The sequence below is a fragment of the Microbacterium tumbae genome, from assembly GCF_054780175.1.
In genome coordinates, this window is sequence record NZ_BAAGWV010000001.1 from 44,269 (window position 1) to 53,633 (window position 9,365).

19 protein-coding genes are annotated in these 9,365 nt (G+C 66.7%); all 19 read right to left on the reverse strand.

Annotation, left to right across the window (positions count from 1 at the left end):
- Positions 1-19: 19 nt before the first annotated feature.
- Complete coding sequence (rplO, locus tag ACYVGQ_RS00215; protein ID WP_460782473.1) at positions 20-691, reverse strand: 50S ribosomal protein L15; 672 nt, start codon at positions 689-691, stop codon at positions 20-22.
- The gene (rpmD, locus tag ACYVGQ_RS00220; RefSeq protein ID WP_067194508.1) at positions 691-876 is read right to left on the reverse strand and encodes a 50S ribosomal protein L30; all 186 of its coding nucleotides are present in this window, start codon (positions 874-876) and stop codon (positions 691-693) included. The genes rplO and rpmD overlap by 1 nt, the downstream gene beginning before the upstream one ends.
- The gene (gene rpsE, locus ACYVGQ_RS00225; RefSeq protein WP_460782474.1) at positions 876-1,556 is read right to left on the reverse strand and encodes a 30S ribosomal protein S5; all 681 of its coding nucleotides are present in this window, start codon (positions 1,554-1,556) and stop codon (positions 876-878) included. The genes rpmD and rpsE overlap by 1 nt, the downstream gene beginning before the upstream one ends.
- Positions 1,553-1,912: a 50S ribosomal protein L18 gene (gene rplR / locus ACYVGQ_RS00230; protein WP_460782475.1), complete on the reverse strand. Its 360-nt coding sequence runs from the start codon at positions 1,910-1,912 to the stop codon at positions 1,553-1,555. The genes rpsE and rplR overlap by 4 nt, the downstream gene beginning before the upstream one ends.
- Before the next feature lie 2 nt (positions 1,913-1,914).
- Complete coding sequence (gene rplF / locus ACYVGQ_RS00235) at positions 1,915-2,451, reverse strand: 50S ribosomal protein L6 (protein ID WP_460782476.1); 537 nt, start codon at positions 2,449-2,451, stop codon at positions 1,915-1,917.
- 7 nt (positions 2,452-2,458) lie between these two features.
- Positions 2,459-2,857 carry a 30S ribosomal protein S8 gene (rpsH, locus tag ACYVGQ_RS00240; RefSeq protein ID WP_460782477.1) on the reverse strand — a complete coding sequence of 133 codons (399 nt, stop codon included), beginning with the start codon at positions 2,855-2,857 and terminating at the stop codon, positions 2,459-2,461.
- A 163-nt stretch (positions 2,858-3,020) separates the two neighbouring features.
- Entirely contained in the window at positions 3,021-3,611 is a 591-nt protein-coding gene (rplE, locus tag ACYVGQ_RS00245) for a 50S ribosomal protein L5 (protein WP_460782478.1), read from the reverse strand.
- Positions 3,611-3,970: a 50S ribosomal protein L24 gene (rplX, locus tag ACYVGQ_RS00250; RefSeq protein WP_460782479.1), complete on the reverse strand. Its 360-nt coding sequence runs from the start codon at positions 3,968-3,970 to the stop codon at positions 3,611-3,613. The genes rplE and rplX overlap by 1 nt, the downstream gene beginning before the upstream one ends.
- 2 nt (positions 3,971-3,972) lie before the next feature.
- A complete protein-coding gene (rplN, locus tag ACYVGQ_RS00255; RefSeq protein ID WP_067354309.1) occupies positions 3,973-4,341 on the reverse strand; it encodes a 50S ribosomal protein L14 in 369 nt (122 codons plus the stop codon).
- The gene (gene rpsQ / locus ACYVGQ_RS00260) at positions 4,338-4,655 is read right to left on the reverse strand and encodes a 30S ribosomal protein S17 (RefSeq protein WP_460782480.1); all 318 of its coding nucleotides are present in this window, start codon (positions 4,653-4,655) and stop codon (positions 4,338-4,340) included. The genes rplN and rpsQ overlap by 4 nt, the downstream gene beginning before the upstream one ends.
- Positions 4,655-4,969 (reverse strand): 50S ribosomal protein L29, encoded by a 315-nt coding sequence (rpmC, locus tag ACYVGQ_RS00265; RefSeq protein ID WP_460782481.1) that lies wholly within the window; start codon positions 4,967-4,969, stop codon positions 4,655-4,657. Before rpmC ends, rpsQ begins: the two co-directional genes overlap by 1 nt.
- Positions 4,969-5,388, reverse strand: coding sequence for a 50S ribosomal protein L16 (gene rplP / locus ACYVGQ_RS00270; RefSeq protein WP_310018780.1), 420 nt, complete (start codon positions 5,386-5,388; stop codon positions 4,969-4,971). Before rplP ends, rpmC begins: the two co-directional genes overlap by 1 nt.
- Positions 5,388-6,140: a 30S ribosomal protein S3 gene (gene rpsC, locus ACYVGQ_RS00275; protein WP_460782482.1), complete on the reverse strand. Its 753-nt coding sequence runs from the start codon at positions 6,138-6,140 to the stop codon at positions 5,388-5,390. Before rpsC ends, rplP begins: the two co-directional genes overlap by 1 nt.
- The gene (gene rplV / locus ACYVGQ_RS00280; RefSeq protein WP_460782483.1) at positions 6,140-6,538 is read right to left on the reverse strand and encodes a 50S ribosomal protein L22; all 399 of its coding nucleotides are present in this window, start codon (positions 6,536-6,538) and stop codon (positions 6,140-6,142) included. Before rplV ends, rpsC begins: the two co-directional genes overlap by 1 nt.
- A 25-nt stretch (positions 6,539-6,563) precedes the next feature.
- Positions 6,564-6,845 (reverse strand): 30S ribosomal protein S19, encoded by a 282-nt coding sequence (gene rpsS, locus ACYVGQ_RS00285; protein ID WP_120229702.1) that lies wholly within the window; start codon positions 6,843-6,845, stop codon positions 6,564-6,566.
- A 12-nt stretch (positions 6,846-6,857) separates the two neighbouring features.
- On the reverse strand, positions 6,858-7,697 hold the full coding sequence (gene rplB, locus ACYVGQ_RS00290; RefSeq protein ID WP_460782484.1) for a 50S ribosomal protein L2: 840 nt from the start codon (positions 7,695-7,697) through the stop codon (positions 6,858-6,860).
- A 20-nt stretch (positions 7,698-7,717) separates the two neighbouring features.
- Positions 7,718-8,041, reverse strand: a complete 324-nt coding sequence (gene rplW / locus ACYVGQ_RS00295) for a 50S ribosomal protein L23 (RefSeq protein WP_460782485.1) — start codon at positions 8,039-8,041, stop codon at positions 7,718-7,720.
- Positions 8,038-8,700, reverse strand: a complete 663-nt coding sequence (rplD, locus tag ACYVGQ_RS00300) for a 50S ribosomal protein L4 (RefSeq protein WP_460782486.1) — start codon at positions 8,698-8,700, stop codon at positions 8,038-8,040. Before rplD ends, rplW begins: the two co-directional genes overlap by 4 nt.
- A 2-nt stretch (positions 8,701-8,702) precedes the next feature.
- Positions 8,703-9,362, reverse strand: a complete 660-nt coding sequence (rplC, locus tag ACYVGQ_RS00305) for a 50S ribosomal protein L3 (protein ID WP_460782487.1) — start codon at positions 9,360-9,362, stop codon at positions 8,703-8,705.
- Positions 9,363-9,365 lie beyond the last annotated feature (3 nt).

Here is a 9,365-nt window from a genome sequence, read left to right on the forward strand (position 1 = left end):
CGACCCCTCTGAGCAGTGGTTACTTGACGGATCCGCCCGCAGCCACGATCTTCTGCTCGGCGGAACCCGAGACCTTGTCGACCGTGACGGTGAGCTTCACCGCGATGTCCCCGTTGCCGAGGACCTTGACCTTCTCGTTCTTGCGAACCGCACCCTTGGCGACCAGGTCGCTGACGGTGACCTCTCCGCCCTTCGGGTAGAGCTCGGCGAGCTTCTCCAGGTTCACGACCTGGTACTCGACGCGGAACGGGTTCTTGAAGCCGCGGAGCTTCGGGGTGCGCATGTGCAGCGGCATCTGCCCACCCTCGAATCCGACGCGCACGGTGTTGCGGGCCTTGGTGCCCTTCGTGCCGCGACCGGCGGTCTTGCCCTTGGAGCCCTCACCGCGGCCGACACGGGTCTTGGCGGTGTTGGCGCCGGGGACCGGACGCAGGTGGTGCACCTTCAGGACGCCGGGACGCGAAGCCTCGGCCTCCTTCTTGGCGGCGGGCTTCTTGGCGGCAGCCGGCTTCTTGGCGGCGGTCTCGCCGGCGGCCTTGGCAGCAGCGGGAGCCTTCTCGGCGGCGGCGGCCTTCGCGGCCGGCTTCCTGGCGGCAGCCGGCTTCTTCTCCGCGGCAGCCTTGGGAGCGGCGGCCTTCTTGGCGGGGGCCTTGACGGCCTCCGCCTCGACGGCTTCGTTCTTCTCAGCCATTAGTCGATCTCCTCAACCTTGACGAGGTGGGCGACGGTCCGGACGTAACCGCGCGTCTGCGCGTCGTCGGGGCGGACGGTGGAGTCACCGATCCGCTTCAGACCGAGGCTGCGCAGCGTGTCACGCTGGTTCTGCTTCTCGCTCACCTTGGACTTGATCTGCGTGACCTTGAGGCGCGCGGCCATCAGGCACCTACCTTCTGCGCGGCGATGGCCTCGGCCTCCGCACGGACCAGACGCGCGGGGGCGACCTGATCGAACTCGAGGCCACGGCGCGCGGCGACCGCACGGGGCTCCTCGAGCTGCTTCAGAGCCTCCACCGTCGCGTGCACGATGTTGATCGTGTTCGACGAGCCGAGCGACTTCGACAGCACGTCGTGGATCCCCGCGCACTCCAGCACGGCGCGGACCGGACCGCCGGCGATGACACCGGTACCGGCGGCAGCCGGACGGAGCAGCACGACTCCAGCGGCGGCCTCACCCTGCACGGGGTGCGGGATGGTGCTGCCGACGCGCGGCACGCGGAAGAAGTTCCGCTTGGCCTCTTCGACGCCCTTCGAGATCGCGAGGGGGACCTCACGAGCCTTGCCGTAGCCGACGCCGACCAGACCATCGCCGTCGCCGACGACCACGAGAGCGGTGAAGCTGAACCGGCGTCCGCCCTTCACGACCTTCGAGACGCGATTGATGGTGACGACGCGCTCCAGGAACTGGTTGTCGCCGCGGTCGCGAGAATTTCGGTCGCGGCCCCCCTGGTTGCGGTCGCGGCCGCCGCGGCGGCCCTCACGCTGCTCACGAGCGGGCTCAGCGGCCTCGGTCGAGGCAGCAGCCGTCTCGGTCACTTCGTTCTCCTTGATGTCACTCACAGTGCCAGCCCCCCTTCACGGGCGCCTTCGGCGATCGCCGCGACACGACCCGCGTAGCGGTTGCCGCCACGGTCGAACACGGCCTCGGAAACCCCGGCGGCCTTCGCACGCTCGGCGACGAGCTCGCCGACCTTGCGGGCCTTGGCGGTCTTGTCACCCTCGAAACCGCGCAGGTCGGTCTCGAGCGTGGATGCGGAAGCCACGGTGTGGCCCTTGCTGTCGTCGACCAGCTGCACGAAGACGTGGCGGGCCGAACGGTTCACGACCAGGCGCGGACGAAGCTCCGTGCCGACGATCTTCTTGCGAAGACGTGCATGACGACGCGAACGGGCGTCAGACTTTGACTTGAGAGCCATGGTTACTTACCACTCTTTCCGGCCTTGCGACGCACGACCTCGCCCGCGTAGCGGACGCCCTTGCCCTTGTACGGCTCCGGCTTGCGGATCTTGCGGATGTTCGCAGCTGCCTCGCCGACAGCCTGCTTCGAGATGCCGCTGACGGTGAGCTTGTTGGTGCCCTCGACCGTGAGCGTGATGCCGGCGGGCGGGTCGACCAGGACCGGGTGCGAGAAGCCGAGGGCGAACTCGACGGAGCCGCCCTTCTGCGCCACGCGGTAACCGGTGCCGACGACCTCGAGGCCCTTGGAGTAGCCCTGGGTCACGCCGATGATGTTGTTGTTGATGAGCGTGCGGGTCAGGCCGTGAAGCGACCGGGACTCGCGCTCGTCGTCGGGCCGGGAGACCAGAACCTGGTTCTCCTCGACCACGACCTCGATGGGGTTCGCGACCGTCAGGGTGAGCTCACCCTTGGGGCCCTTCACCGCGACCTCACGGCCGTCGACCGTGACGGTCACGCCCGCGGGGATCTCGATGGGAAGTCGTCCAATACGCGACATTTCGGTATCACCACACGTAGGCGAGAACTTCTCCGCCCACGCCCTTCTGCTCTGCCTGACGGTCGGTGAGAAGACCGGAGGAGGTGGACAGGATGGCCACGCCGAGTCCGCCGAGGACCTTCGGCAGCTCCGTCGACTTCGCGTACACGCGGAGGCCGGGCTTCGAGACGCGCTTGATGCCGGCGATGGAGCGCTCACGGTTCGGACCGTACTTGAGCGTCAGCGTGAGGTTCTTGCCTACGCGAGCGTCGGCGACGTCCCAGCCGGCGATGTAGCCCTCCTGCTGGAGGATCTCGGCGATGTGCGTCTTGAGCTTGCTCGACGGCAGGGTCACGGAGTCGTGATGCGCCGAGTTCGCGTTGCGCAGACGGGTCAGCAAGTCTGCGACCGGGTCTGTCATTGTCATGGTGTTCTTCTTTCGATCATGAGGTTCCGGCTGCCGTTACACGACAGACGGCCTGCGATGAGCCTTACCGTGGGCCGCTGCGCGACCCACGGGACGATCGTTGAGCGAGGCGGCGGAGCCGCGGAGTCGAAACGCCGCGTGACGCCCCGCCCAACGTTCGATCCTATACCGCGGCGTCGTCGGCCTTGAACGGGAAGCCGAGGTGACGCAGCAGCGCGCGCCCCTCGTCATCCGTCTTGGCCGACGTCACCACGGTGATGTCGAAACCGCGGACGCGGTCGATCTTGTCCTGATCGATCTCGTGGAACACACTCTGCTCCTGGAGACCGAAGGTGTAGTTGCCGTTGCCGTCGAACTGCTTCGCCGAGAGCCCTCGGAAGTCGCGGATGCGGGGCAGCGCCAGCGAGACCAGGCGGTCGACGAACTCCCACGCGCGGTCGCCGCGGAGGGTGACGTGCGCGCCGATGGCCTGACCCTCGCGCAGCTTGAACTGCGCGATGGACTTCCGGGCCTTCGTGACGATCGGCTTCTGACCGGTGATCTTGGTGAGGTCGTCGACCGCGCCCTCGATCACCTTGCTGTCGCGAGCCGCCTCGCCGACACCGGTGTTGACGACGACCTTGACGAGGCCGGGGATCTGCATGACGTTCGTGTAGCCGAACTGCTCCTGCAGCGCCTTCTTGATCTCGTCGTTGTACTTCTGCTTCAGGCGGGGCTGGATCTTGCCAGCCACCGCGGCAGTGTCGGTGCTCATCAGAGGTCCTTACCTGACTTCTTCGCGTAGCGGACGCGGACGGTGCGCTTGACGCCGTCCTTGGTCTGCTCCTCGACCCGGTGGCCGACGCGGGTCGGCTTCTTGGCCGACGGGTCGACGACCGCGACGTTGGAGATGTGGATGGGAGCCTCGACGGTCTCGAGGCCACCCGTCTTGGTGCCGCGCTGCGTCTGTCCGACGCGCGTGTGCTTCGTGACGTAGTTGACGCCCTCGACGATCACGCGGTTCGACTCGACGAGGACCTCGAGGACCTTGCCCTGCTTGCCGCGGTCGCCGCCCTTGTCCTGCTTGCGCCCCGTGATGACCTGAACCAGGTCGCCCTTCTTGATGTTCGCCATGATCAGATGACCTCCGGTGCCAGCGAGACGATCTTCATGAACTTCTTGTCACGGAGCTCACGACCGACCGGGCCGAAGATACGGGTGCCGCGGGGCTCCCCGTCGTTCTTCAGGATGACGGCGGCGTTCTCGTCGAACTTGATGTAGGAACCGTCGGGACGACGGGTCTGCTTCACGGTGCGGACGATGACCGCCTTGACGACGTCGCCCTTCTTGACGTTGCCGCCAGGGATCGCGTCCTTGACGGTCGCGACGATGGTGTCGCCCAGGCCGGCGTAACGACGGCGCGAACCGCCGAGCACGCGGATGGTGAGCAGCTCCTTCGCGCCGGTGTTGTCGGCGACCTTGAGGCGGGACTCCTGCTGAATCACTTGGCCTTCTCCAGAATCTCCACCAGACGCCAGCGCTTCGTGGCGCTCAGCGGGCGGGTCTCGTTGATGAGGACGAGGTCGCCGATGCCGGCGGAGTTCGTCTCATCGTGCGCCTTGACCTTCGAGGTGCGGCGGATGACCTTGCCGTAAAGCGGGTGCTTCACGCGGTCCTCGACCTCGACCACGATGGTCTTGTCCATCTTGTCGCTGACGACGTAGCCGCGGCGGGCCTTGCGGTAGCCACGGGCGCCCGCGTCGCGGACGTCGTGAGCGGCGTGCTCGACCTCGACGGCTGCTGCCTTCTTCTCAGCCATTACTCGGCCTCCTCCTTCGGCGCGTCAGTCTCTTCGGACTTCTTCGCCTTTGCCTTGGACGCCTTCTTGGCCGGAGCCTCGACCGGAGCGGGCGTCGCACGGATGCCCAGCTCGCGCTCGCGGATCACGGTGTACAGGCGCGCGATGTCGCGCTTGACGGCGCGGATGCGGCCGTGGCTCTCCAGCTGGCCGGTGGCCGACTGGAAACGGAGGTTGAACAGCTCCTCCTTGGCCTTACGCAGCTCCTCGACGAGGCGCTGGTCTTCGAACGTGTCGAGCTCGCTGGGAGCGAGCTCCTTGGTGCCGATCGCCATTACGCGTCGCCCTCCTCGCGCTTGATGATGCGTGCCTTGAGAGGCAGCTTGTGGATGGCACGGGTCAGTGCCTCACGAGCGAGCTGCTCGTTGACGCCGGCGACCTCGAAGAGGACGCGACCCGGCTTGACGTTTGCGACCCACCACTCCGGGGAGCCCTTGCCGGAGCCCATGCGGGTCTCGGCGGGCTTCTTCGTGAGCGGACGGTCGGGGTAGATGTTGATCCAGACCTTTCCACCGCGCTTGATGTGACGGGTCATCGCGATACGAGCGGACTCGATCTGACGGTTCGTCACGTAGGCGGACGTGAGGGCCTGGATGCCGAACTCGCCGAAGGAGACCTTCGTGCCGCCGGTGGCCTGGCCGTCACGCTTGGGGTGGTGCTGCTTGCGGTACTTGACCTTGCGGGGAATAAGCATCAGGCGGACGCTCCTTCTGCGACGGGTGCCTCGCTGCGCGGACCACGGCGACGGTCGCCGCGGTCGTCACGACGGGACTTGGGTGCGTTGGCCTGCTCGCGAGCGAGCTCCTTGTTGGTCAGGTCGCCCTTGTAGATCCAGACCTTCACGCCGATGCGGCCGAAGGTGGTCTTCGCCTCGTAGAAGCCGTAGTCGATGTTCGCGCGCAGCGTGTGCAGCGGCACACGACCCTCGCGGTAGAACTCGGAGCGGCTCATCTCGGCGCCGCCGAGACGGCCGGAGACCTGGATGCGGATGCCCTTGGCGCCGGCGCGCTGAGCGCCCTGCAGGCCCTTGCGCATCGCACGGCGGAACGCCACGCGAGCGGAGAGCTGCTCGGCGATGCCCTGCGCGACCAGCTGAGCGTCCGCCTCGGGGTTCTTGACCTCGAGGATGTTCAGCTGGATCTGCTTGCCGGTGAGCTTCTCGAGGTCACCGCGGATGCGCTCGGCCTCTGCACCTCGACGACCGATGACGATGCCCGGACGCGCGGTGTGGATGTCCACACGGACGCGGTCGCGGGTGCGCTCGATCTCGATGTTCGAGACACCGGCACGGTCCAGCTGCGTCTTCAGGAGGCCTCGGATCTTGATGTCCTCGGCAACGTAGTCCGCGTAGCGCTGACCCGGCTTCGTCGAGTCGGAGAACCAACGCGAGACGTGGTCGGTGGTGATACCGAGGCGGAAGCCGTACGGGTTTACCTTCTGTCCCATTACTTGCTCGCCTTCTTCTTGCTGTCGCCCTCGGCCACTGCTGCGACCTCCGGCGTCGAGAGCACGACCGTGATGTGGCTCGTGCGCTTCTTGATCTGGAAAGCGCGACCCTGTGCACGGGGCTGGAAACGCTTGAGCGTCGTGCCCTCGTCCACGTACGCATTCTTCACGTACAGGTCCTGCTCGTCGAGGTACTCGCCGTCACGATCCGCCTTCACCTGCGCGTTGGCGATGGCCGACGCGACAAGCTTGTAGATCGGCTCACTGGCGCTCTGCTGTGCGAACTTCAGGATCGCCAGAGCCTCCTGGGCCTGCTTGCCCTTGATGAGCGCGACGACACGACGAGCCTTCTGAGGGGTCACGCGGATGTGTCGCACGCGTGCGATGGACTCCACCATTTCTCTCTCCTCTATCGCCCCCGCGTCAGCGGCGGCGGCCCTTCTTGTCGTCCTTCTCGTGGCCGCGGAAGGTGCGGGTGGGCGCGAACTCGCCCAGCTTGTGACCGACCATGGTCTCGGTCACGAACACGGGGATGTGCTTGCGACCGTCGTGGACGGCGATGGTGTGACCCAGCATGGCCGGGATGATCATCGAACGGCGCGACCAGGTCTTGATGACGTTCTTGGTACCGGCTTCGTTCTGCACGACCACCTTGCGAAGCAGGTGCTCGTCGACGAAGGGGCCCTTCTTGAGACTGCGAGGCATCTTCTCTTACTCCTACTTGCGCTTCTTGCCGGCGTTGCGACGACGCACGATGTACTTGTCGCTTTCCTTGTTGGCGTGACGGGTGCGGCCCTCAGCCTGGCCCCACGGCGTGACGGGGTGACGACCACCGGACGTCTTGCCCTCACCACCACCGTGCGGGTGGTCCACCGGGTTCATCGCGACACCGCGGACGGTCGGGCGGACGCCCTTCCAGCGCTTGCGGCCGGCCTTGCCCCAGTTGATGTTCGACTGCTCGGCGTTGCCGACCTCGCCGATGGTGGCGCGGCAGCGCGCGTCGACGTTGCGGATCTCACCCGACGGCAGGCGGAGCTGCGCGTAGGGGCCGTCCTTGGCGACGAGGCGCACCGAGGTGCCGGCCGAGCGGGCGAGCTTCGCGCCGCCGCCTGGGCGGAGCTCGATCGCGTGGATCACGGTGCCGGTGGGGATGTTCTTCAGCGGGAGGTTGTTGCCCGGCTTGATGTCCGCCCCTGCGCCCGACTCGACGATGTCGCCCTGGCTCAGCTTGTTCGGCGCGAGGATGTAGCGCTTCTCGCCGTCGAAGTAGTGCAGCAGCGCGATGCGCGCGGTGCGGTTGGGGTCGTACTCGATGTGAGCGACCTTGGCGTTGACGCCGTCCTTGTCATTGCGACGGAAGTCGATGACGCGGTACTGGCGCTTGTGGCCGCCACCGATGTGACGGGTCGTGATGCGGCCCTGGTTGTTGCGGCCACCGGTCTTCGACAGCGGGCGCAGCAGCGACTTCTCGGGCGTCGATCGGGTGATCTCGGCGAAGTCGGCCACCGACGAACCGCGACGACCCGGGGTCGTGGGCTTGTACTTGCGAATAGCCATGATTGTCCTTATCCCCCGGATCAGCCGATTGCCGTGAAGATGTCGATGGTGCCCGACTTCAGGGTCACGATGGCGCGCTTGGTGTCCTTGCGCTTGCCCGTCCCGAAGCGGGTGCGACGGGCCTTGCCGACGCGGTTGATCGTGTTGACGCTCGCGACCTTGACGCCGAAGATCTTCTCGATGGCGAGCTTGATCTCGGTCTTCGAGGCGCGCGGGTCCACGAGGAACGTGTACTTGCCCTCGTCGATGAGCGAGTAGCTCTTCTCGGACACGACCGGCTTCAGGATGATGTCGCGCGGGTCCTTGTTGAGAGCGGTCGCCAGGACGTTTGCCTGCTCGGTCATGCCGAGACCTCCTCGGTAGCGCCGGCCTTCGAGGAGATGAACGCCTCGAGCGCGGCCTTGGTGAAGACGATGTCGTCGGAGACGAGCACGTCGTAGGCGTTGAGCTGGTCGAAGGTGAGCCAGTGCACGTTCGGCAGGTTGCGAACGGACTTGATGGTCACCTCGTCGTCGCGCTGGGTGACGACCAGGATGTTCTTCGGGCCTGCGACCTGGGCGAGCAGAGCTGCCGCGGTCTTGGTCGAAGGGGCGGCGCCAAGGCCGAAACCCTCGACGGCGTGCAGGCGCTCACCGCGGAAGCGGTCGCTCAGCGCGCCCAGCAGGGCGGCGGCGATCATCTTCTTGGGGGTGCGCTGCGCGTAGTCGCGCGGCTTCGGGCCGTGGACGATGCCACCGCCGGTCATGTGCGGAGCGCGGATCGATCCCTGACGGGCGTTACCCGTGCCCTTCTGCTTGAAGGGCTTGCGGCCGGCACCGGAGACCTCACCGCGACGCTTGGTCGAGTGGGTGCCCTGACGCGCAGCGGCGAGCTGGGCGACGACGACCTGGTGGATCAGCGGGATGTTCGTCTTGACGTCGAAGAGCGAGGCGGGCAGCTCGATGGAGCCGGCCTTCTTGCCGTCGGCCTTGAGGACGTCGAGCGCGAGAGTCGAGTCAGCCATGATCAGGCACCCTTCACTGCGTTGCGGACGTAGACGACGCGGCCACGCGCACCGGGGACGGCGCCCTTGACGAGCAGGAGTCCCTTCTCGGCGTCGATGGCGTGCACCGTGAGGTTGAGGACGGTCACGCGCTCGCCGCCCATGCGGCCGGCCATGCGCATGCCCTTGAAGACGCGGCTCGGAGTCGACGATGCGCCGATGGAGCCGGGCTTGCGGTGGTTGCGGTGCGCACCGTGCGATGCCGAGACGCCCTTGAAGTTGTGGCGCTTCATGACGCCGGCGAAGCCCTTGCCCTTGCTGGTGCCGACGACGTCGACCAGCTGGCCGGCCTCGAAGACGCCGTCGACCGTGAGCTCCTGGCCCAGGGTGTAGTCGCCGGCATCCGCGGTGCGGATCTCGGTGACATGGCGACGCGGCGTGACGCCGGCGGCCTCGAAGTGGGCGGTGAGGGGCTTGGTCACCTTGCGCGGGTCGATCTGACCTGCCGCGATCTGGACGGCGTTGTAGCCGTCCTTCTCGGGGGTGCGGATCTGGGTGACCACGTTCGGCGCGAGCTCGATGACGGTGACGGGAACGAGCTTGCCGCTCTCGTTCCACACCTGGGTCATGCCGAGCTTCGTGCCCAGCAGTCCCTTGGAGATCTTTGCGTTGATGTCAACCATGGC